Here is a 24812-nt window from a genome sequence, read left to right on the forward strand (position 1 = left end):
ATGATGAAAACACGGGTTTTTTTGATGAATTTTTGATAAAACTATTAATTTACATTTATTTACACATTTGTAATATTATTAATTATTTTTTTAAAAAAAAAGCCCTGTTCATTCGCAAGGAATCAACAGGACTTTTTCAATTATTATCCATTCAATTAAATCAGCATTCTAAGCGGCTCTTCTAATAAACTTTTCAATGTTTGTAAAAAAGCAGCGCCGGTAGCACCATCTACTACCCTATGGTCGCAACTTAAGGTAACTTTCATTACATTTCCGGGTACAATCTGTCCGTTTTTCACTATAGGTTGCTGCGATATACCGCCAACGGCCAAAATACAAGCATCCGGCGGATTGATAATGGCAGTAAACTGGTCAATTCCAAACATGCCCAAATTAGAAATGGTAAAAGTACTTCCTTCCCAATCGGCGGGTTGTAACTTTTTATCTTTTGCTTTTTGTGCATATTCTTTTACCTGAACAGCAATCTGGCTTAAACTTAAGCTGTCTGCAAAACGCACTACAGGTACTAATAATCCTTCATCCACGGCTACCGCAACGCCAATATTAATGTGCTGGTTGTAACGAATAAAATCGCCCATCCAACTACTGTTTACTTTGGGGTGTTGTTTTAACGCCATGGCAGTGGCTTTCAATACCAAATCATTAAAACTGATTTTAACTTTGGCATTTTCATTCAATTTGGCTCTGGCGGCAACAGCAGCATCCATATCAATTGACATGGTTAAATAAAAATGAGGAGCAGTAAATAAACTTTCACTTAAACGACGTGCAATGGTTTTGCGCATTTGAGAAACAGGTACATCTTCATAACGTACCTGACCTGACGCTGCAATAGGTGCAGCTATAGATACTGTAGTAGCAGGGGCCGGCGCAGCACTGGGTACATAATTATCAATGTCTGCCTTTATAATACGCCCATTGTCACCACTACCTTTTACATATCTAAGATCAATACCTTTTTCTTCCGCTAATTTTTTAGCCAAAGGTGAAGCAAAAATTCTTCCTTCATTTACTACTGTTGGTGTAGCAGCAGGTGCAGTATTAGTAGCTTGAGTGGCTACAGGCGCAGTAGTTGCAGGTGCTGGCGCATTACCAGCAGCAGGTACACCATTTTTTAATGCGGCAACAATACCATTTACATCTAATCCTTCCTTACCAATAATACACAATAAATCGTTCACTTGAATTTTCTCGCCTGCTTTTGCACCCTGATACAATAAAGTACCATCTTTATAGCTTTCCAGTTCCATGGTAGCTTTATCGGTTTCAATATCGGCAAGTATTTCTCCTTTTTTAACGGTATCACCAATATTTTTATGCCATGCAGCTATAACGCCTTCAGTCATGGTATCACTTAAACGTGGCATTAACACTACTTCTTCCATTTTAGTTACATCTACTGCTGGTGTAGCAGCAGGTTGGGTAACTGCAGGCGAAGAAGCAGGCGCACTGCTGGGTGCTGCTTTTGGCGCAGCGCCTGGTGTATGCTGTGCTACTAAGGCACTCACATCTTCGCCCGGCTTACCTAAAATGGCCAACAAATCGTTTACTTGTAATTTTCCTCCAGCCGGAGCTCCAATATGTAAAAGCACACCGGTTTGGTAGCTATCTAATTCCATAGTAGCCTTATCAGTTTCAATTTCGGCTAATAAATCGCCTTTATTTACAGTATCGCCAACTTTTTTGTGCCAGGCCGCAATAACTCCTTCAGTCATGGTATCGCTTAGGCGTGGCATTAATATCACTTCTGCCATAGTTCAATTGCTCTTTAAAATGAGCCGTGAAATTAAGTTAAAAAAAAGAACTGCGTAGGTAAACCTTAAAAATTTGACCAATTCTTTATTCTTGGCTCTCTTTCAACGACTGAATTATTGATTAGGTTTGTTGCTTTATGTTATTGCCCTTGTGCTAATGAGTAAGCTTTTTTGCTGCCTAACATTAGTAATAGTTCAGAAGAGCAAATTTTAAAATTACCACTCATACTAACATATAAGCCCAAAACATCCATTTGATTTAAGGGCATATCGTCAATACTTTCAAACCGCACATTATATTGATTGACCAAATTGGTATAAACTGAACCCGTAGGCCATACTTGCGTACCACGATTACTAATATTCACCAATTTAAACTTAACTCCGGCATGTCGCATACACTTATTAGCAATGGCAATGGGTTGCTCATTGCTTTCAATGAAAAAGTCAACTCCCACAATATGCTCTTTCTCGGTTTCAATTGACTCGAGCATTGGGTTTTTATCTAACTTAAAATGCGTTTGCGTGGTAGGCATATTCGGCAATAGTGGACGAGCCCCTGCTTTTGGCGTTTTACCAAAGTTTTGAATAATTGCATTTGCAAACTCGGTAGTAGAAAGCGATGGGGTGTTTTTATCTCCAAAATCGCCTGTGTGTATGCCTTGTTCAAGTGTATACAACAATGCATTTTCAATTAAAGAAGCTGTTTGCATTAAACCCAAGTGGTGCAACATGCCTATACCACTTAGTAATAATGCTGTTGGATTGGCAATGTTTTTACCGGCAATATCGGGGGCTGTACCATGCACAGCTTCAAAAATGCAAATATGGTCGCCAATATTGGCGGAAGGGGCAAAACCTAAACCGCCCACTAAGCCAGCACATAAATCACTAACAATATCACCTTGCAGATTGGTTAAAACCACCACATCAAATAAATCGGGGCGAGTAACCAACTTCATACACAAGTCATCCACAATTACATCATCGGCTTTTAATTCCGGATAATCTTTGGCCACTTCATAAAATACCTGCAAGAACAAGCCATCCGTAATTTTCATAATGTTGGCTTTATGCCCACAAGTAATGCGTTTAGCACCTTTTTTCTTGGCCATTTCAAACGCATACTTAATTAATTGATGGCTGCCGGGACGGGTTATAAACCTGCGGCTAAGGGCCACATCGTGGGTAAGCATATGTTCAATTCCACCATAGGTATCTTCAATATTTTCGCGAACAACGGTTATATCAATTGGAATGCCTGCTTTGCTAAAAACGGTATCAACACCATGCAGTGTTTGAAAAGTACGCTTATTAGCATAGGTATTCCAAGTTTTGCGGGCTGTTACATTCACGCTCTTAACGCCTTTACCTTTAGGGGTTTCCATGGGCCCTTTAAATAAAATACCCAATGCTTCTATTGTTTGCTGAGCATCGGGTGTCATTCCATTACTGTAACCTTTATCAAAAACCCATTTCCCCATTTCTACAAATTCATATTCTAATGGAACTTTTGCAGCGGTGAAAATGGTTAAAACAGCATCCATTATTTCCGGGCCTATACCATCGCCTTTTGCTACTGCTATTTTATTCATGGCTCAAATTTTTTAGATTGCAAAAGTAAGCATTCAATGCTTTGTATGCTGCGAAACAGCTTACTAAAGGCCATTTTAAGGCCATTAATTGCAAAAAATGCATATTTTGTGTGAAATAAGTAACTTTATACCCATAGTTTAAAGCCTATGATTACGAAAATTTCTTCAGGCATACAAATTAGTGTGGAAACTTTCTATCAGCCGGAATACAGCAATCCCTTTACAAACGAATATATGTTTGCCTATCGCATTACGATTGATAATCTGAATGCTTTTCCGGTAAAGCTTTTAAGAAGACATTGGTTTATTTATGATTGCAACTGTGAACGAAGAGAAGTAGAAGGGGAAGGTGTTGTTGGGGTTCAACCCATTGTTTTGCCCGGCCACCAATACCAATATGTAAGTGGTTGCAACTTTAAATCGGAAATGGGTAAAATGAGTGGCCACTATACTATGCTAAACTTAGATACTCAAACCAACTTTACCGTAAACATTCCGGTTTTTGAAATGATAGCACCGGCTAAATTAAACTAAGGGTGATATTTGGCTTCTTCAAAAATTTGTTTGGCAGGTGTATTGAGTAATTGGTCTAAAGTTACATCCTGATGCTTTTTCATCCACAATTTTACAATTTGCCATCCGGTAAACAGGCCAATGTTACCCGGTGCCGCAGGGCCTAATTCAGGTGTTCCGGGTCCTTCATTTACATAAGATGCAATTTGGGTAGGCTCTGTTTCATACAATAAATTGTTTTGTATAAAAAAACTCCAAATATTTTTTTCATGATCATAACAACCCTTTAATTGATCATTTGTATACCCGGTTTTTAAAGTATCGGCAACTGTTGGCAAACAGGCATCTAAAACATATAAACGCTTTCCTAGTTCAATCATCTGATTTATTAATGGATTTCCTGCCTTCTTTTCGGGATAATAATCATTAATAATACTGCGCATGCAGTTAACAACTATATATTGTGGTTCAAAACGGCGAGTTTCATAATCGGGATACACTTCGCTAATATATTGTGTATGATAAGCCGGAAATTGATGGCCTAAATAAGCTTGTAATCCTATTGCCACGCCCGATGAAGTAAGCGCAGTACCAACGCCCTCAATGGGACCAACAAATGTGATAATTTGATGGGGCAAATTGTATTTGGGAAAATAATAATGAAAGTATCGGAAACCTTGCGCAATTTGTTCAGTATAATTTTTAAAATGGGGGAACTGCACTTGCACGGCACTATCAATGGCAGCGTACGTACGTCGGAATAATAAAACGTCTTTCACTACACTATCAGGCTGTGGGTATGCGGCTAAAATATTGTACAAATAATCTTTAATAAAAACCGGATATTTTTTTTGAAGAGAATCTAATCCCCGTGCAATATGCAAGGTGTCGAATGAAAAAAAATCACGCTCAAATCGTTGAACCGTTAAATGCATTGATATATTTGAAACATCAGGCAACTTTTTTTTGGGTGAACAAGCAATGGCCATTAATATGATGATGCCAAAAAAAATTTGCAACCTATATTTCATAAACCAATATTTTTTGCAAAATAAGCACATTGCTGCAAGTGCAACTATTTGTTTTGTTAAGATTATTGGGATTGTATTGGTTGAAAAAACGGAAATTTGTGCCGAATTAAATTCAAAACTATTTAAGAGACATATAGATAAATCTTATCTAAAGCAACCAATTTATTATTTTTAATACTAATTCATGAAAATATTTTTAGCACAACAGAATTATCACATTGGCAATTTTGAACAAAATACCCAAAAAATTATAGCAGCCATTGAAACAGCAAAAACAGCAGGTGCAGATTTAATTGTATTTAGTGAAATGAGTATATGCGGATATCCGGCACGAGATTTTGTTGAGTTCAATGATTTTATTGATAAATGTTATGAGGCTATTCACACCATTAAAATGCATACCCAAAATATTGGGGTATTAGTAGGTGCACCTGCCCGTAACAAAACAGGAAAAGGAAAAGAATTATTTAATGCTGCCTATTTTTTATACAACGAAACTATTTTAGCAGAAATACATAAAACCTTATTACCAACTTATGATGTATTTGACGAGTATCGCTATTTTGAGCCCGCCTTTCAATGGCAAGCAATTCCTTTTAAAGGCAGAAGAATAGCAGTAACCATTTGTGAAGATATATGGAATTTGGGTGATAATCCATTGTATCGCAATTGCCCCATGGATATATTGATGCAACAAAACCCCGATGTAATGGTAAACTTAAGTGCATCACCATTCGATTATACCCATGTAGAAGATAGAAAAGCAGTCATAAAAGCGAATGTATTAAAATATAAATTACCCATGATTTACTGCAACGCTGTGGGTAGTCAAACAGAAATTGTATTTGATGGTTCATCGTTGGTATTTGATAAAGATGCCAACTTGTGTAAACAATTGCCCATGTTTGCAGAATCACTTGAAGCTGTGCATTTAAATGAAAATGGCTATTTTGATGAACCTGTTATTGAAGCAGCAGCTTATGTACCCGATAAAGAATTAAATCCGGATATTTTACAACCTCAACTAAATATTGAACAAATATACAATGCACTAATAGTAGGTATTCGAGATTACTTTTCTAAAATGGGTTTTAGCAAAGCCATTATTGGTTCATCAGGTGGAATTGACTCGGCTGTAACGTTAGCCATTGCTTGCGAAGCATTGGGTGCTGAAAATGTAAAAGCCGTGCTAATGCCTTCCCCCTATTCAACTGAACATTCCGTGAATGATGCGGTACAGTTAAGTAAAAACTTGGGAAATCCTTATGATATTATTCATATTTCCGACATATATGAAACTTTTCTAAAAACGCTGCAGCCTCAATTTAACGGTATGCCCTTTTCGCTGGCAGAAGAAAATTTGCAAAGCAGAATAAGGGGAAATTTACTAATGGCTATCTCTAATAAATTCGGATATATTTTACTGAACACATCCAATAAAAGTGAGCTGGCAACAGGTTATGGCACCTTGTATGGTGATATGGCCGGAGGATTAAGCGTATTGGGCGATTGCTACAAGCAGCAAGTATATGCATTGGCACGTTATATTAATCAACAACGTACCATTATTCCTGAAAACATCATTAGCAAAGCCCCGAGTGCGGAATTAAGGCCTAACCAAAAAGATAGCGATAGCTTGCCCGATTATGCAATATTAGATGCAATTCTTTATCAATATATTGAACAACGGAAAGGGCCTGCTGAAATTAAAGCCATGGGTTATGATACAACATTGGTTGATTGCACATTAAAACTGGTAAACATGAATGAATACAAACGCAACCAATTCTGCCCTATTATTCGTGTATCGCCAAAAGCATTTGGTGTTGGCAGGCGTGTTCCTATTGTTGGGAAATATTTAAGTTAGTTTATGTAAACATACATTAATCGTGTACAACCATTAAAGGCACATTACTGTGAAAAGCCATCATTTTAGTATGACTGCGTTTGAATATTGTATCAAAAAAACTACGCCGTTTAGGTATAGTAATTAATAAATCAATTTTATGTTGATGCACGAACGTATTGGTAGCCTCCATAAAATTATCGCTATCTACAAAATGATATTCCGGGTCGTATTGATGCAACAAGTTATGCAGCATTAAGCTTTGATGAGGTGTATCGGCGGTAAAATGGCTATTATCTTTATCAATGTTCATAACATATAAAGCAGCATGTGTAGCATCTAAAATATTCAATATAGGTTTAGCCGGTGTAGTTTCAACCACTTGTTGAAAGTCGCTTAAAAACAAAACTTTTTCTATTGGCTTTATCGGAGCATGTTTGGGCACAATAATAACTGGCACATGCACATGCTTGGCAACATTTATGGTATTGCTTCCAAATAAATTTTCTTCAATAGCATCACCACCAGTAATACCCATAATAATTAAATCAATATTCATTTTTTCGCAGACACCTTTAATGCCATCTGTTAAAAAATTAAATTCGGAAATAGTTTCAATGGTAACATGCGGAGACTGATAAGCTAACAATACAAATTTTAAATTTTCCAAACCTGTTTTGCTTCCTTGTTCTAAATTTTCAATGCTCACTGTATCAACAGCAGGAATTAATGGATCAGCTCCTACTGTTACCATAGTTTGGTAAGTGTTGTAAAGAATAACCTTTTCGGCATTCACTTGTTTTGCCACCTCCATAGCATAAATAGCGGCATGTTTGGCTGTTTCAGAAAAATCGGTGGGAACTAAAATATTTTTCATATGTTAACTTTTGTTCACTAAAGTTAATACATGGGATTGGCTCTGCAAATGATTTAAATCATTTTATAAAAAAATAATATTATTTTTCTGTCTGTTTTGTTTAGGTAAACTATTTATAATCGTTCAATAATTCCGGCAATACCCTGACCACCACCAACACAAGCTGTAACCATACCATACTTTTTATTTAGTCGTTGCAAATCGTTTAAAATTTGGATGGTTAATTTTGCACCTGTGCAACCCAAGGGATGACCCAAGGCAATGGCTCCCCCATTAATATTTACTTTTTGCAGATCAAGTCCCAGTTCGCGAATAACTGCAACAGATTGTGCGGCAAAAGCTTCATTCAATTCTATTAAATCAATATCACTTAAACTAATACCTGCTTGTTTTAATACTTTAGGCACAGCAGCAACCGGCCCTATTCCCATAATGCGTGGATGTACGCCGGCACTTGCGCAATTGACCAATCTGCCTAAAGGCTTTAAGCCCAATTCATTCATCATTTTCTCGCTCATTACAATTGTAAAAGCAGCACCATCACTGGTTTGTGAAGAATTTCCTGCAGTAACCGTTCCATTTAAAGCAAATGCAGGCTTTAGTTTAGCAAGGCCTTCCATTGTTGTATCGGCTCTTAATCCCTCATCAGTATCTACTACAAAACTGCGAACAGCTCTTTTACCCTTTTCATTTACATAAGTTTCTTGAACAGAAATAGGCAATATGCCTGATTTAAAATAACCATTTTCAATGGCTACTTTCGCTTTTTGGTGTGAATAATAAGCAAACTCATCTTGTGCTTCACGTGTAACATTAAATTCTTTTGAAACAGCTTCTGCAGTTAAACCCATACTTAGATAATAGTCGGGTTCATCTTTAGCAATATTGTACGAAGGCACTGTTTTCCAACCTGTCGTCGGCACTAAACTCATACTCTCAGTTCCACCGGCAATAATGCAATCAGCCATACCGGTGCGTATTTTAGCAGTAGCCATTGCTATACTTTCTAAACCACTTGCACAATAACGATTAATGGTTATTCCCGCCACTTCAATACCAAGGGCTTTGGCTGCAATAATTCTTCCAAATTGCAAACCTTGTTCTGCTTCGGGAACAGCATTCCCAACAATTACATCGTCCACTCTTTTGTAATCTAATTGAGGTACTGATGCCATTAACCCTTTTATTACTTCAACGGCTAAATCATCGGGACGATAAAACCGAAATCCCCCTTTTTTACTTTTAGCAACAGCAGTTCTAAAACCGGCTACAATATAGGCTTCCTGCATAACAAATAATTTACTGTTCAAATGTAACAAATAAAGTTGTTTATGCAACTAAATTTTATGAAATTTTAGTTGTTTTATATTAATATTTCCGTTTGTAATGGCAACATTAATTTTGAAGTGAAGTAATATAAAAGAAGGTTCAAGAAATTATTCCGGTGTTAAAATTCGCCATATTATCTTCGCAATATGTACACATTCTTAAGAAGTTTAATGTTTCAACTGGAACCTGAAATGGCACACTATTTTGCTATGAATAGTATACAAATGGGTTGCAGATTTGCACCGCTAAAAAAAATTATTCAACAAAATTGTTCATTCAATCATCCTAAATTAGAAAAAAAACTTTGGGGATTAACTTTCAAAAACCCCGTTGGTTTAGGGGCAGGTTTTGATAAAAATGCAATTTATATTGATGCATTGGATTACTTGGGATTTGGGTTTGTTGAAATTGGTACAGTAACACCTAAGCCACAATTAGGCAATGAAAAGCCCAGATTATTCAGACTTCCAAAAGATAAAGCTTTAATCAATCGCATGGGCTTCAATAATGATGGTGTTCTTGCCATTCAAAAAAGACTTGCCATGTGGCGAAACAAAACAAATGCAATAAACCAATCAAACTTAATTATTGGTGCCAACATTGGTAAAAATAAAGATACCCCTAATGAGGAAGCGAGTTCAGATTATTGTTTATGCTTTAATAGCTTATATGATACGGCAGATTATTTTGTATTAAATGTTAGTTCACCCAACACACCCGGTTTGCGGGCGTTACAAGAAAAAGAGGCGTTACGTGAAATTGTAAGCAGGGTACAAAACGCCAATTATGGCAAAACAAAACCTAAACCAATATTACTTAAAATTGCTCCCGATTTAAGTAACCAAGCAATTGACGATATTATTGAATTAGCAGAACAAACAAAACTTTCCGGTTTGGTAATTAGTAACACCACTATTGGAAGAGAAACATTAAAACATACATCTAAAGTGCAAATTGATGCAATTGGTGCCGGTGGATTAAGTGGCGCACCACTATACCAAAAAAGTAATAATATACTTAATTATGTTGCTACACAAACTCAATACCGTTTAACTATTATTGGAAGTGGAGGTATTTTTACGGGTGAACAAGCAGTTGAAAAAATAAAAATGGGAGCATCATTAATACAAGTATGGACTGGTTTTATTTATGAAGGACCCGGTATTGCCAAAAATATTTGCAAAACCATTTTGCAAAGTAAATAAATTTTTAATGTTAGAATGAAATACGGAAACTGCCAAATACCCCAAATTTATTAACGGCTTCATTAACAGCTGGTGTTGGCGATAAACGCCAAATAAAATCAACCCTAAACAATTTAAAAATATTATCAATCCCTGTTCCCAATTCTGTATAAACATTTCCTTCTAACGATTTAAATGGCGCATTACCCACATAATTTAATTGTTGGTTAGCTTGACTAAGATTACCTACTACAGCTTTAAAAGTCCATAATTGGCGAAGCTTTAATTTACGGGTTAACGAGGTTAATCGGAATAAACCATTACCAATAATGTGTTCAATATTAACGCCTGCATATTCATCACTGACATATTCAAACCGATTCATTAAACTAAAAGCATACTTGTTGTAATAATATTGTTCGTTACCTGGATGTATTTCAAGAAACTGATAAGGAGCAGTACCAAAAATTTTACCTCCATATAAATTGTAATACAAATAACCAAAAGGAGCAATTTTCAAATTATCAGAAACAGATAGGCTTACCTTATCATAGGTATAGCTGCTATGCAAAACACCAGGAAAACCATGTACATAATTAAACAAAACAATGGGATAATTGCTTCCTAAGCTGTATTGCGTAAAGTTGCTGACCAAAGTGCGTTCATCATAAGCATAACGCACACTGAAACCGGCCTCAAATGTTTTCAAAGGCGAACCGCCATTGGTGGTTGGGAAGTATTGTTTACCCGGCAAGTTTAATACTGCTTGATATTGCTTTGAAGTTAAAGAAGTTCCAAAACCAAAACCGGAATTAGTAGAAGCATAATATTCCAAATTCCATTCTTCGGAACGCTGATATTTAAATGGAATATTAGGACGCCTAAATACAGTAGCAAAAATGTTGTCAGTACCCATTTCATCGGCATACATTTGCCCATTATCTAAATCGTTACGATATTTTAAATTGATATAACTCCAAGGTTGCCTGCTAAACTGATAACGAATTTCCCCCAACCCTTTTAAACCTTGGTCTTTAAAACCATAGGCCAAATAGGTATGGGCATACCAATGTTCATTAAAGCCTCTATTGGTTTCTACATCAAATCTTGTTCTAACACCCTCATAAGGGTTGGCACTTAACCAATACCACCAAGGTCCAATTCGAAAATTTCCGACATCTTTATTGCCTTTTGCCAAAAACTCTAGTGCATTTCTATATCGAATATAAGTAACATTTTTTTCTAATGTATCAAGCAATGCATAAACGGTTTTTTCACTTTTATTTAATTCCTCGTGCCTATGTGTAACCCAAAAAGAATCGGGCAAGTTGGTAACATTGGGTAGTAAATCTACCTCACTTGGCGTTTTGGCAGAGTCGAGCATTTGAGTAACATATGGACTATTGAGTAATACCTTCCTGTAAGTGGTAGTTTTTCGTCCTTTAAATGCCAATTTATTTTTGCCCAGTGGAGAGATGTCTACAACAAATTTATCTTTCGATAAAAACCAAATACTATCATCAATTAAGCGATATTCCTGAATTAAAGTTAGCCCACTTACAAAATTTAAATTTACATCAACGGCAGGCCGTAAAGTAATTTTTTGAATAGCAAAACTGGTATCATTAACCCAGCAATCGCCTTCAAATAAATCTTCACCCTTATGTTTAGGCGAAAACTTAAAATGCACTAACCGACGATGATTGAGGTATTGCGTATCTAATAATTTAAAATTATAAAACTTATCTGCTCTATCATTGAACGGGCCAATGAAAGAACGATTAAATACGGGAATGGTATTTGCATATATATCAACAATTTGATACATATTCCCTAATTGTTTAATCAGGCTTTCATTATCTATACCATTGGTTTTAGTGGCTTTAATAATTTCGCGAGAACGAACCGGATTATTTTGATGGTAATAATCAGAAATAGTTTCGGTTAAATAGGCAGGCAAAAAAGGTTTTTCTTCTGAAGTAGAATCGATATAATTGAAAACAAAATTGAGGGGTTTAACTAAAAAATTTTTTGATAGTTTTTCGGTATTAATATTGGCAATATCTAATTCCAATTTATTGTAAGCCTCGTAATAATAGTTTTTCCAGTGCGTTCTATCATGTTCCGGTTTGTGCTGCATAATTTTTCGCCAAAACCATAAAGCACGATTATACTTGCTTTTTACCACTACATCAGTACTAGGAAGCAATTCCATTTTAACGGCAAAATAAGCTGAATCTTTAAACAAAGAAGCAGGAATCAGCACGTTCTTATAACCAACACTGCTAATTTGTAAAGTATCATTATGACTCCACTGACGGGAATTAAATGAAAATTTACCTGATGAATCTGTTAATACCCCTTGCCCACTTAATTTAAATACTGCAGTAGAAAAAGGGATAGGCTCATCACTTTGCTTATCAACAATAATTCCGCTAATTTTAATTATTTGTGCCGTAGCTAGGGTATTGAATAATAAAAACATCAATACACTCAAAAGGATTTTCTTAGCTGTATGCCAAATCATACTGCAAAATTAAAGGATAGCTTAAAGAAAAATGAGACATAAATCACAACATTAGTTTTATGTGTTATGAATGATGATTATTTTGTGGAAAGATAAGGTAAATGATTTGAATGCTGCTTATAATAAAAAATTGAAATAATATATAACATAGTAGCGTTTTGTGGTTTATTGTGAGTAACGAAAAAAAATTGTAGAAAATATTTTATTTTTAATTGTACTGTTTTAAGCTAAAATTAATAACCCATGAAAATATTTTGGAAAGCATTACAGCTAGCCGCAGCAGGAATTTATTTATTTTTTAAATATGAAAGAAACGCCAAAATTCAAGGTTGTATTGCATTGGCAGCCACCCTACTTGGTATAGTTTTACATATTTCAAAAACAGAATGGATATTCATTTTAATTTGTATAGCATTAGTAATTGCTTTAGAAATGTTGAATACAGCTATTGAAAAAACATGCAACCAAATTACCATTCAATTTCAGCCAAATATTAAAACTATTAAAGATATTTCTGCTGGTGCTGTTTTATGGGCTTCAGGCATTAGTGCAATTATTGGCTGTCTTATTTTTATCCCCAAAATATATGCTTTAATTACAACATAAAAAATCCACACATGTTACAGATAACTTTGTGTGGATTATAATGATGAAATAATTGACCTTAATAATTCATGGTTAGAAATCTAGCCCAAGTGATAAATAAAAGACAGATGGACCACGGAAAACTCCTTTCATTGGCCAGCCTAAGTCAGCACGAATAAAATAACCCAACAATGTGCTACGCACCCCAAAGCCATAACCACCGGCAAAAGGTCCTAAACCTCCTGCATCAATCCTAACATTAATAGGGTTGGCTTGAGGATTGGGTGATGGGAATATTTCTGTTGGTCTTTGTATACCATTAAATTTACCATTCCAAGCGGTACCTAAATCAATGAATTGAATTACCTGAAAATTACGAAGGAATGCATTATTAATAGGTTTATTGAATAAAGTTGAGAACAGAGGCAACCTTAATTCACTATTAATAACTACCGCATTGTTACCATTGGCAACGTTTTGATTATAACCGCGCATATTTAATGCCAAAGATTGAAAGGCATAAGTTTGATCAGGAGCCGGTTGATTGGCGCTATTGAATTTTGGATTCACCCATCCATCAGTTCCACCCAAATAATAAATTATTTTTTGATTACCAAAACTAAAGTCGCCAGCGGCGCGAGTTGCCCAAATAAAGTTGCGGTATATTTTATAGTAATTACGTGCATCAAAACCTACATTATAAGTTTGATTACCACTGCCACCCGTAGTACCGGCTATTGGTTCAGTCATATCAAAATAAACTTTCCAACGTAATCCATTCCAAATATTTTGAGCAGGATTAATAGTGTTATCATAAACATACTCAACATGCCCTACTAAATATTGCGCAGAGGTATCACTCACTTTTAATGAAAACTGATCAGCTGGTTTTATAACACCAAGGTCTTTACGTAAGCCAAAAGTAGCTCTTAAACTCCTTACCTGATCGAATGGATAGGCTACATTAAACTGATACAAATTGGTGAATAGCTGATTATCGTATGGACTGGTATTAAAGAAATTGGTTTGAGTGCTACGATAATAAGTAATACCCCAGTCAACCCTATGTTTTAAATTTTGAAATGAGAAAAAGAAGTCCTTGTCTTTCAAAGAAGTTCCAAAACGAATACCTCCAATGAATTTGATATCTTCCATTAAATCGCTAACACCTGCACGGAAACTCCAGTTAATGGCACTTCCATTGTTAAGCTGAATAGGGCCTGCTCCTCCGGCATAAGGTTGAAAACGATTCACCAAGATATTATTAGTAACACCAGCCAATAAATAATCGGCACTAAATTTTAAACGGTAATTAAACAATTTAGTTTGTTGAATATAATTGTGTTGCTGATTACTTTCTGTTGTATTCCCTAAATCAGTATTCCCAGCATTACTGGAAATTCCACCACTATTAGCAGCTGAGGTAGTGTCGTTTGCAAACTCATTTTGGAAAAAGTTCTTAGGAGCATGGCGCACTGTATCTACTACTACCGGTTGTTTTTTGGCATTTTTATTATTGTTTGTAGCAAAATTTAGTGGTTTACCCTGTGCAATCTTGTCGGCTTGCATTACTTCTTGCATATATTGAGTGGGGCGTGCATTTACATTGCGCCTGTTTAGCGCAGTGGCATCCACTTTCAATTTATACAAATATTTGAAATCGCCTTCTTGACGCGTTTCACTCACTTGGTCATTATTGCCAGATACACGTGACTCTAACAATGAACTTTGATAATTGGTAATAGGGAAAGTGTAAGTAGAGTCTTTATAAACCTGAAAATAACTGATACTATCAGCTTCAGGTTTACGCCATGCAGCTAATGTTGAATCAAGTTCTTTTGTGGAAGGATTGCGCAATAATTCAGTACCTATGTAGTATAATGTGTCAAGTCCTTCCCGTTGGGTAGAAAAAAATCCTGCCCAGCGGTTAGCAATACCATTCTCATCGCTCACATAAGTAAAGTGATTGGTGTTGTATTGCATAGGGTACTTCGCATTTCCATATTTTAAATTGGTAAGTTGAGTAATTTGCTTGGTTTTACTTTTATTCAAAATATCAACTAAGAAAATATTGAATCGATAACGACTGGGTAACACAGTATCATTACTTGGAGCATTTGGGCTGGGTCGGTTTGAAGAGAAAATAATACCTGAACGATTTGGAAATGATACAAAACTGGGGTACAATTCATCATAAACATCGTTGGTAATTTGTTCAACTTTTTGGTCATCAATTTTATAAATGAACAAATCAGTTTGCCCGTTTTTAACTGCGCTTAATATAAGCGTATTAGCATCTAGCATAAACGATGCATCAATTATTTGTTCAAAACCGGTAATATCCTGTTTATAACGTTTGTATCGAGCTAATACATCATAAACAAACATTTTAATTTTACCCTTATCCCAATAAATTACAAGTAAGCGAGTACCCTTACCATCCCACGCTAAAATTGGGTAATTGGGATTGATATCACCTTCATTCGTTCTAACACCATAATCTAATAATACTTTGGTATCGTAAAAATTTTCAACATATTTTACTTTATAAACTCCCTTCTTAAATTCAACTACTGCATAGTTGTTACTTCTTGGGTTGGGATTCGCTTGAAAACGGAAATAATCATTTTTACTCACATCTTCAGATACACTTAAAACACCTTTTGGCGCATTTCTTCTTTGGCGAATATCTTTATAGTAGCGATCTTGCATTTGCTGCATAAAGTCATCTAATACTTCTTTAAATTTCTTTTTACAAATTTTTTCAGAAGCACTATTTAAACTTTTATAAATGCGAGCCAGGTATAGAAAATAGGTTACATTTTCTTTTCTGTAGTGTGCAGCTATATAATACCAAAATGCATTTCCCGCTAACAAAGGTTTATCAAAAGCAAACTGATAAAAATTATTGTATTTACCACTTAACATTGCACTTTTTAACTGATCATCCTTTTCGGTACTCCAATTCTCAGCTGCATATGCTATATACCCATCTGTAAGCCATTGAGGCAAATCTAACAATGCCTGGTTACTTGCAAATTCGCCAATATCATCGCCAAACAAAATATTATCGGTTAAAACTTTAGCAATACCTTCTCGTATTTGATTACGTAAGTGATTATGATTTCCGTCAAAATAAACCACAATTTTATTGTTCACCAGCTTGGTTAGTCCACCGGCATTTTGCCAATCAATTCCCAATCCTATATTGCTTTGCTTAAAATCGTCATAACTATTGTAAACTACTATATTGGCTCTGCGTTGCAAACTATATTCCGTAAATTTTTCAAGTTCGGGTAAATTATCTTCGGCTACTTGTGAAACAAATTTTCCTAGTGCAGTACCCCCTTGTGTTACATAAGTATTAAAATTAGGCGACTGATAAAATTTCCATTTAAATTGATTGTACTGAACTCTATTTTTCCCAAACTCAACCATATTTACCTGTGCAAAAACTGATACAGGTAATAGAAAAGAAAAGAAGATTGTAACTTTATGAATTAATTTCATTTGCATATCCTGTCAATATTAAAAAAATGTATCGGGTTTTAGAAAACAATGGCATAAAAAACAAAGTGAAGATATTAGCCAAATCAATTCTAAGGCCACAATACTTGTTAAAATTAAGTAATTACCTATTACTATTTTAAAAATAAGCACATGTTGCACATTAAAGTTTTTACATTTAATCCCATTCAGGAAAACACTTATTTAATTTATAATGATGCCTTAAATGCCATAATTGTTGACCCGGGATTTTATTTTTCTTCCGAACAACGCTTTTTTCAGGAATTTGTTGAAGAAAAACAGCTTAAACCAATTCTGCTGATTAATACCCACTGCCATTTAGACCATGTTTTTGGCAATAATTGGGTGAATGAACATTACCACTTAGACCTTTGGACCCATAAAGATGAGTTGCCATTATTGGAGTTGGCACCCGAATCGGGAAAACAATGGGGCTTACCATTTGATAATTTTAAAGGGAAAGTGCATTTATTAAAAGAAGGGGATAAAGTTTGGTTAGATGAGGCCGCATTTGAAGTTTTAGAAATTCCGGGTCATTCGCCCGGAAGTATTTGTTTATATAATGCTCCACAAAAAATATTAATTGCCGGCGATGCTTTATTCCGAGAAAGTATTGGAAGAACCGATTTGCCGGGTGGCAACCACAATTCCTTAATTAAAAACATTAAAGAAAAACTACTTACCCTGCCCGAAGACACAGTAGTATATTCCGGTCATGGCCCGGCAACTACCATTGGACATGAAATAAAATACAACCCATTTTTGTAGTTAAGCCTAAAACAGGTTAAACTAATTTTTGTTTTTTTCCATAGCCTTTTTATAGGCCATAATAAACATGGCCCCTAAATTATTTTGCGGTGGCACATAGTCGTCAAATTTTTCTTTATAGCCACCTGTAAACCTATTTTGAAGACCTGCCCAAATTTTTGTCCAATCTAAATTTTTTCCCTGACGTAAGGTTTCAGTAATGGCTTCAATTAACGCCATATTTACTACACCTGTTCCCACCTGTTTAGAGGCAATAATGTGTGATTCGGGACAAATTTTCAAAACATCATTCAGGCTATTATAACCACCACAACTACCTAGCATAATAACTTTAGCAGATGGGAATAAACGTTTTATGGTTGAGTTTACATAATAACTATGGCCACGATGTATTACAACTGTGGGATCAATATGTGCTGAATCTAAATAATCGCACAAATGCTGTTGTGCAGCATCATCTAAATCTTTTTCCGCATCTAACGGTTTATTAGAATAAATTTCAATAGGTACTCCTCTAGTTGATTTTACCTCGACCCATTCAGGTTTATACACGATATGCCAATTGGCATTATTGTAGTTGGCAATAAAAGAATTGAAAATGTTTTTCCCGTCTTTATCACCATAAAAAAACTGTTGAATAATAATTTTACCGCCAGCGTCTTTCAACAAATTAACGGGCATTTCATAAACGGGAATAATACCCAATTGCGCAGAAACATTAATACCATTAGCCGGATTCATCGATAAAAAAATGGTATTTAAAATATTATAAATTACAATACCACGTTCGTTGTGTATAAGTTTATTGTATTGTAACTGTTGTTGCACCTGCAACAACATTAAATTACGAATTGCAGCATCGTTTATGCTAGCAAAAGAATTGGCAACATCCACTGCATCTTCTAAAGTTGTTGTTTTTTCAAGTCCGGTTACAAAGCGTTTAATTAAATTTTGTGCAGTGCTTTTATCCATTCTTTTTAAAAAATCATCTAACACATTATAAGCAGCTGCCATGCGAATAAATTTTTTATAATAATCGTCATGTACCCATGCCAATAAAGTATCAGATCGCGGAATGGTCATTCTGGGAAAAATTCTGTTATACACACCTAAGTAGCTGCTGGTATAAATATCTTCTTCACCCAATACACATAAGTAGTAAAGGTCTTGTGGTGCAAGGTTTTCTAAAACTTTAAATCTAACGGCATCACGGGGATCATCATGCAATCCATTTATTTCATTGATATAATGTTCAATAGCTTTTTGTCTTAATTTTTCAGTCAATACCTGTTTGGCATAAGGAGTATCGCCCATTTGCATGCGAGCTGCATATTTTATTTCGGTATTTACCAACAATTTATAAAATGGATCATCCGTATCTTTTATTTTTTGTATGGAATCGATGGTGATTTGTTTGCGATATATTTCATCTAAAAAAGCAAAATATATTCTACCACCCGGCATTTTCTCAATTTGATAAATAGTTTGCACCAACGGGTCATTTACCTTTTTTATTTTTTGAGCCAATTGATTAGCAGCTCCAAGGTAGTCGTAAATCATGTCAGGATTACGATGGGCAACTACTGCAATTAAACTATCGGCAAATGGAACATTGATGTTATTGGCAACAATGTTTAATATATTATCCGGATACAACTGGCAATTTTTTAAAACAATAATATTTTTAGCTTCCTGAATACCAATATTGTTTTGTAAAGCAAAATTGTTGACCAATAAATTATCAATAGCCACATCATTGGCTTGTATAATTGGTGCAATAGAAAGGTTTTGCTTTTCAAGGTCAACTGCTTGTTCATAGGCCAACATTAAATCGCCCAGCATCATTCCTTTTATTAATCCTGCTTTATAAGCGGTAGTAAATCCTTCCAATAAACTATAAATTCCGCGCAACCATTTATATTTATCATTATTGTTAATGGTACTGTCTAATTCAATTGATGCACGCATATTGTGCACCGTAGTATGCAATAGTTGCGTAATTTGAAGGTTTACATCTATATCATCAGTAGGTGCAAATAAATGGTTGGCATTTGGTGTTAATTGAATAATATTTTGCTCTGCCTTTTGAATATTATCGTGAATAAGTTGCCGCATATGGGGAATAGTAGGCATAGCTAATTCAGGCTGGGCCTGCACAAAAATTATTCCACCAATACAACATACTAATAAAAGTAACCTTCTAAACAATTGCATATAATTCAAAAATAAAGGCATTTATGCAAATTTTTCGTTAATGGACTTAACAATTAGATAATCTGATGTTTGTAAGTGAATGCAAAAACTGTAAGTTAAATTTGTGTAAATTAAATGTTACCATGGAAACAACAGCCAAAAGAATTTTAATTGCTGATGACGAACCGGATATTTTAGAGATAATTCAGTACAATCTTAGCAAGGAAGGCTATGAAGTAATAACTGCTAAGGATGGAAATGAAGCTATTGAAAAAGCCAAGCAGTTTAAACCCCAACTAATAATATTAGATATAATGATGCCACATAAAACCGGCATTGAAGTGTGTTCCATATTGAGATCGCAGCCTCAATTTCAGCAAACACTTATTATATTTTTAACTGCATTAAATGATGAACCTTCACACATTAAAGGTTTGGAAACCGGAGCAGACGATTATATTAGTAAACCCATATCACCCAAAATTTTGGTAAGCCGTGTTAATGCACTTTTTAGAAGAATTAATAAAAATGAAGAGGAAGGGAAACCTATTAAAATAGGCAACATTAATATTGATCCGGTAAAATTTGTGGTTGAAATTGATGGCAAAGAAATTATTTTAGCCAAAAAAGAATTTGAACTACTATACTTGTTAGCTACCAAACCCGGCAGGGTATTTTTGCGTAACGAAATACTTTCACAAGTTTGGGGAAATGAAGTAATTGTGGGCGATAGAACCATTGATGTGCACATTAGAAAAATACGTCAAAAGTTAAATTTAGACTGTATTACCACGGTTAAAGGTGTGGGCTATAAATTTGACATTTAAGGATATTGAATTATAACTTATACTATAATTCACAGTTGCCTTATATTCTGTTTATTTTTACACCATGTTTGAAACCAAAAATTTATCACCACAACAATTATCGGCTTTAACAGCCTTGTTTTTAGCTGTTCCCATTGGTATTGCCTTTTTGTTAATTGAAAATATTTGGATTGGCATTACTGCTCTTTTTTTAACTTTTATTGGCAGCTATTACCTTATTGGCTTTGTGTTAGAATCGTTTATTTATCGTAAAATAAAACTCATTTATAAATTCATCTATCAAACAAAAGCCAGTAAACGAGAGGAAACTTATTATAAATATATATTGCCTCAAAAAGGCATTGATGAAGTGAGAGAAGATGTAGAAAAATGGGCCGAACAAAAAAGCGCAGAAATTGAACTTTTAAAACAAAATGAAGCTTACCGAAAGGAATTTTTACAAAATCTGGCACACGAATTTAAAACACCCATTTTTGCTATACAAGGCTATGTTGATACCTTATTGAATGGCGCCATTGACAATACCGAAGTAAACAGAAGGTTTTTAGAAAATGCTTCAAAAAATATTGACCGAATGGTTAATTTGGTTGAGGACTTAGATGAAATTTCTAAATTAGAAAGTGGCGAGCAACCGCTGTATAAAGAAAACTTTGTAATTCAGGATTTAATTAAAGAAGTATTCGAAACACTTTCAATTAAAACTACAGTTCGCCAAATTAAAACCAGTATTAAAAAAGGATGTGAGGCACCGATAATGGTATTTGCCGATAAGGAAAAAATACGTCAGGTATTGAATAATTTGGTAGTAAATGCCACCAAATATGGTAAAAACAATGGTAGTATTGTAGCCAGCATTTATAAAACCGATGGAGCGCATGTTTTGGTTGAAATAAGCGATGATGGTATTGGCATAGCTGAAGAACATTTACCCCGCGTTTTTGAGCGTTTTTACAGAACCGATAGAGGCCGAAGCCGAAATGTAGGGGGGACCGGCCTCGGATTAGCTATATGTAAACACATTATTGAAGCCCATGGTCAAACCATTCATATACGCAGTAAAGTTGATGTGGGCACCACCGTAGGATTTACCCTTGCTACTAAACGCAACTAAATAAAAAAGCCCCTATGAAAATAAGGGCCGGACATGAGAAAATCTACTGTACTCTTGTTGCTCTTAACTATGAACTAAAACTTTTTGCAAAGAAACAACCCCAATGTGAAGCAATTGTAAAGGCTTTGAAAATAAATTATTAAGGATTAGGCCAAAGTTTAATTGCCTGTATTAACAAATTATTAATTCTTTTTTTTGTCAGGGCCTTCCGCTTCATAGTTTTACATTTGTCCAAATTTTTTCGATTATGGGATTAAACACGATTGGCAGGATTTTTATGCCCAAAAACAAAATTTTTTATGAACTTTTTGAGCAAGTTGCTGATACGGTATGCGAAATGGCCGACATGTTAAAAAAAGTGGTAGCCGAACCAGATCATGATAAACGTGCGGCTTTAATTAAACAAATTGAGGATTTAGAACACAAAAACGACGACCACACACATAAAATTTTTACTGAATTAGGTAGAAACTTTATTACCCCTTTTGATAGAGAAGATATTCACTACCTAGCCACTGCTTTGGATGATATTGCTGACTATATTTACTCTTCTTCAAAAAAAATAAACTTTTACCACATTAACCCCAACGATAGTGGTATTCAAAAAATGGCAGAATTAATTTTTCAAGGTTGTAATGAAATAAAAAAAGCTGTTTACGGTCTTCGCGATATGAAAGACTTAAGAAAAATGACCGAAGCCTTGGTAAAAGTAAATTCCATTGAAAACCAAGCCGATGATGTTTTTGATATGAGCATTGAAATGCTGTTTCAAAAAGAAAACGATGCGAAAGAAGTTATTAAGAAACGAGAAATTTATCAGGTACTTGAAATTGCAACAGATAAATGTGAAGATGCTGCTAATGTAATAGAATCTATTATTATTAAGTACGCATAATACCGGCAATTTACAACACCTAACCGCAATTAAAATTTATGACGATTTTATTAGTTACATTAGTAATACTTGCGCTGATATTTGATTTTATTAATGGATTTCACGATGCGGCCAACTCTATTGCTACCATTGTTTCAACCAAAGTACTAACTCCTTTACAAGCTGTAATTTGGGCTGCTTCTTTCAACTTTATAGCCTATTTTGTTTTTAAAGAACATAAAGTAGCAGGTACCATTGCCAATATTATTGCCGAAAATATTATTAATTTTCATGTGCTAATAGCAGCTACAATTGCTGCTATTATTTGGAACTTAATTACCTGGTATTTCGGTATTCCATCCAGTTCATCACATACCCTTATTGGTGGTTTAGCGGGTGCAGCCATAGCAGCCGGGGGGGGAATTGATGGGGTAAACAGCTCACCTATTATTACGGCACTTATATTCATGGTTTTATCGCCTATTATTGGTTTAATCTTCGGATTTCTTATTACAGTGCTTACGGTAAACGTTGCTAAAAACGCACGTCCATCAAAAGCCGAAAGTTGGTTTAAACGCTTACAATTGGTATCATCCGGCGCACTAAGCTTAGCACATGGTGGCGGTGATTCACAAAAAACCATGGGTTTAATTTTAGCAGGAATTTGGTTTTTCGAAAAATCATCTAACCCCAACATTGGCACTATACACAATTTTACAATGCCCGAATGGTTACCCTTTGCATGTTATTCAGCCATTGCATTAGGTACTTTATTTGGCGGATGGCGTATAGTTAAAACAATGGGAACCAAAATAACAAAGGTTACACCGTTAGAAGGCTTTTGTGCGGAAGGTGGTGGTGCACTTACCATTTTTTTAACTACTTTTTTTGGTATTCCGGTTAGTACCACACACACTATTACCGGTGCAATTATTGGAGTGGGTGCCACCAAACGCTTAAGTGCAGTTCGTTGGGGTGTAACCATAAACTTGGTTTGGGCATGGATATTAACCATTCCTTTATCAGCAGGTATGGCTGCCATTTTCTATTATATTACCAATTTTTTATTCTAACGTTTGTGCTTTTATTTATTCCGCTTTCTTTTTATATTTAGACCATTACTAAATTTGTAAAGGCTTGTGTAATTGTTTATGTGCATTAACGCAAATAAATATTTAATTATTCATATATAACTGAATTAATTTAAAAGAATGAAAAAAATTCTGGTAACTGGTGGCTGCGGCTACATTGGTTCACATACAATTGTTGATTTAATTGAAAATGGTTTTGAAGTAATTTCGATTGATAACAACTCACGTTCAGGAACAGATGCTTTAAAAGGTATAGAATTAATTACAGGCAAAAAAATTAAGAACTATACCGTTGATTTAAAAAATTTTGATGAAACACAAGCCGTTTTTCAAGAACATCATAATATTTTTGGCATTATTCACTTTGCGGCCTATAAAGCAGTAGGTGAGTCGGTTGAAGAACCTTTACTGTATTATGAAAATAATTTGTTCTCGTTAATCAATTTAATGAAGTGTGTAAAAGAATTTTCCGTACCGTATTTTGTGTTTTCTTCTTCATGCACAGTGTATGGCAACCCCGATAGTATTCCGGTAACAGAAACATTCCCCATAAAAAAAGCCGAATCACCCTACGGTGCCACAAAACAAATGGGTGAAGATATTGTACGTGATTGCAGCAATGCTTATGAAACTGCATCTATATTATTACGATACTTCAATCCAGTAGGCGCACATCCCTCCAATCACTTAGGCGAGTTACCCATCGGCAAACCCATGAATTTAGTACCTGCTATAACCCAAACAGCCATTGGTAAAATTCCAAAATTAACGGTTTATGGAAACGACTACCCTACCCGAGATGGAAGTTGTATAAGAGACTTTATACACGTTTGCGATATTGCACATGCACATACTTTGGCATTACAATACCTAATTGAACAAAAAAATAAAACCTATTGCGATGTATTTAATTTAGGAACAGGAAATGGCGTAACAGTGCTTGAAGCCATTCACGCATTTGAAAAAGTAAGCGACGTTAAACTGAATTATGAAATTGGTGCAAGAAGACCTGGAGATGTTGTAGCCATTTACGCTAACAATGAATTAGCAAAACATGCATTAAATTGGCATATTCAATACAATTTAGAAGACATGATGCGAACAGCTTGGGCATGGGAGCAACAACTAGCTAACGCTAAGAAATAAAGCAATTACGCT

General features: G+C 35.1%; 18 protein-coding genes. 10 read left to right on the forward strand and 8 right to left on the reverse strand.

The features are described from left to right. Positions 1–155: 155 nt before the first annotated feature. Positions 156–1775 (reverse strand): pyruvate dehydrogenase complex dihydrolipoamide acetyltransferase, encoded by a 1620-nt coding sequence (locus ACP5P5_RS03295; protein ID WP_428284688.1) that lies wholly within the window; start codon positions 1773–1775, stop codon positions 156–158. Between the two features lie 140 nt (positions 1776–1915). Then, complete coding sequence (locus ACP5P5_RS03300; RefSeq protein ID WP_428284689.1) at positions 1916–3370, reverse strand: NADP-dependent isocitrate dehydrogenase; 1455 nt, start codon at positions 3368–3370, stop codon at positions 1916–1918. Between the two features lie 147 nt (positions 3371–3517). Between ACP5P5_RS03300 and apaG the strand changes: the two genes are divergently transcribed. Next, complete coding sequence (gene apaG / locus ACP5P5_RS03305; RefSeq protein ID WP_111296288.1) at positions 3518–3904, forward strand: Co2+/Mg2+ efflux protein ApaG; 387 nt, start codon at positions 3518–3520, stop codon at positions 3902–3904. Here the strand turns inward: apaG and ACP5P5_RS03310 are convergent. Then, positions 3901–4914 carry a hypothetical protein gene (locus tag ACP5P5_RS03310; RefSeq protein WP_428284690.1) on the reverse strand — a complete coding sequence of 338 codons (1014 nt, stop codon included), beginning with the start codon at positions 4912–4914 and terminating at the stop codon, positions 3901–3903. The genes apaG and ACP5P5_RS03310 overlap by 4 nt on opposite strands. A 184-nt stretch (positions 4915–5098) precedes the next feature. On the opposite strand from ACP5P5_RS03310, the gene ACP5P5_RS03315 reads away from it, so the two are divergent. Then, positions 5099–6781, forward strand: a complete 1683-nt coding sequence (locus tag ACP5P5_RS03315) for an NAD+ synthase (protein WP_428284691.1) — start codon at positions 5099–5101, stop codon at positions 6779–6781. Between the two features lie 16 nt (positions 6782–6797). On the opposite strand, the gene ACP5P5_RS03320 is transcribed toward ACP5P5_RS03315, so the two are convergent. Further along, a complete protein-coding gene (locus ACP5P5_RS03320) occupies positions 6798–7637 on the reverse strand; it encodes a universal stress protein (protein ID WP_428284692.1) in 840 nt (279 codons plus the stop codon). A gap of 113 nt (positions 7638–7750) precedes the next feature. Next, positions 7751–8926 (reverse strand): acetyl-CoA C-acyltransferase, encoded by a 1176-nt coding sequence (locus ACP5P5_RS03325; RefSeq protein ID WP_428284693.1) that lies wholly within the window; start codon positions 8924–8926, stop codon positions 7751–7753. Between the two features lie 186 nt (positions 8927–9112). Between ACP5P5_RS03325 and ACP5P5_RS03330 the strand changes: the two genes are divergently transcribed. Beyond that, complete coding sequence (locus ACP5P5_RS03330) at positions 9113–10171, forward strand: quinone-dependent dihydroorotate dehydrogenase (protein ID WP_428284694.1); 1059 nt, start codon at positions 9113–9115, stop codon at positions 10169–10171. 10 nt (positions 10172–10181) lie between these two features. Here ACP5P5_RS03330 and ACP5P5_RS03335 read toward each other — a convergent pair whose 3' ends face one another. Then, positions 10182–12677 carry a DUF5686 family protein gene (locus tag ACP5P5_RS03335; protein ID WP_428284695.1) on the reverse strand — a complete coding sequence of 832 codons (2496 nt, stop codon included), beginning with the start codon at positions 12675–12677 and terminating at the stop codon, positions 10182–10184. A gap of 243 nt (positions 12678–12920) precedes the next feature. Here ACP5P5_RS03335 and ACP5P5_RS03340 point away from each other — a divergent pair, with 243 nt between their 5' ends. Further along, positions 12921–13283 (forward strand): diacylglycerol kinase family protein, encoded by a 363-nt coding sequence (locus ACP5P5_RS03340; protein ID WP_428284696.1) that lies wholly within the window; start codon positions 12921–12923, stop codon positions 13281–13283. Between the two features lie 72 nt (positions 13284–13355). On the opposite strand, the gene ACP5P5_RS03345 is transcribed toward ACP5P5_RS03340, so the two are convergent. Next, a complete protein-coding gene (locus ACP5P5_RS03345) occupies positions 13356–16778 on the reverse strand; it encodes a hypothetical protein (RefSeq protein ID WP_428284697.1) in 3423 nt (1140 codons plus the stop codon). Positions 16779–16922: 144 nt separating this feature from the next. Between ACP5P5_RS03345 and ACP5P5_RS03350 the strand changes: the two genes are divergently transcribed. Beyond that, positions 16923–17558, forward strand: coding sequence for an MBL fold metallo-hydrolase (locus tag ACP5P5_RS03350; protein WP_428284698.1), 636 nt, complete (start codon positions 16923–16925; stop codon positions 17556–17558). Between the two features lie 21 nt (positions 17559–17579). On the opposite strand, the gene ACP5P5_RS03355 is transcribed toward ACP5P5_RS03350, so the two are convergent. Beyond that, on the reverse strand, positions 17580–19793 hold the full coding sequence (locus tag ACP5P5_RS03355) for a hypothetical protein (protein ID WP_428284699.1): 2214 nt from the start codon (positions 19791–19793) through the stop codon (positions 17580–17582). A 101-nt stretch (positions 19794–19894) separates the two neighbouring features. On the opposite strand from ACP5P5_RS03355, the gene ACP5P5_RS03360 reads away from it, so the two are divergent. From ACP5P5_RS03360 to galE, 5 genes are all read left to right on the forward strand, one after another. Then, positions 19895–20578: a response regulator gene (locus ACP5P5_RS03360; protein WP_428284700.1), complete on the forward strand. Its 684-nt coding sequence runs from the start codon at positions 19895–19897 to the stop codon at positions 20576–20578. Positions 20579–20642: 64 nt separating this feature from the next. Then, entirely contained in the window at positions 20643–21689 is a 1047-nt protein-coding gene (locus tag ACP5P5_RS03365; protein WP_428284701.1) for a sensor histidine kinase, read from the forward strand. Between the two features lie 247 nt (positions 21690–21936). Further along, positions 21937–22584 (forward strand): DUF47 domain-containing protein, encoded by a 648-nt coding sequence (locus ACP5P5_RS03370; protein ID WP_111296253.1) that lies wholly within the window; start codon positions 21937–21939, stop codon positions 22582–22584. 38 nt (positions 22585–22622) lie between these two features. Next, the gene (locus tag ACP5P5_RS03375) at positions 22623–23636 is read left to right on the forward strand and encodes an anion permease (RefSeq protein WP_428284702.1); all 1014 of its coding nucleotides are present in this window, start codon (positions 22623–22625) and stop codon (positions 23634–23636) included. A gap of 138 nt (positions 23637–23774) precedes the next feature. Next, a complete protein-coding gene (gene galE, locus ACP5P5_RS03380; RefSeq protein ID WP_428284703.1) occupies positions 23775–24800 on the forward strand; it encodes a UDP-glucose 4-epimerase GalE in 1026 nt (341 codons plus the stop codon). The last annotated feature ends 12 nt before the right edge of the window (positions 24801–24812 follow it).

It is taken from the genome of Hydrotalea sp. (assembly GCF_049968455.1).
In the GTDB taxonomy this organism is placed as follows: Bacteria; Bacteroidota; Bacteroidia; order Chitinophagales; family Chitinophagaceae; genus Hydrotalea.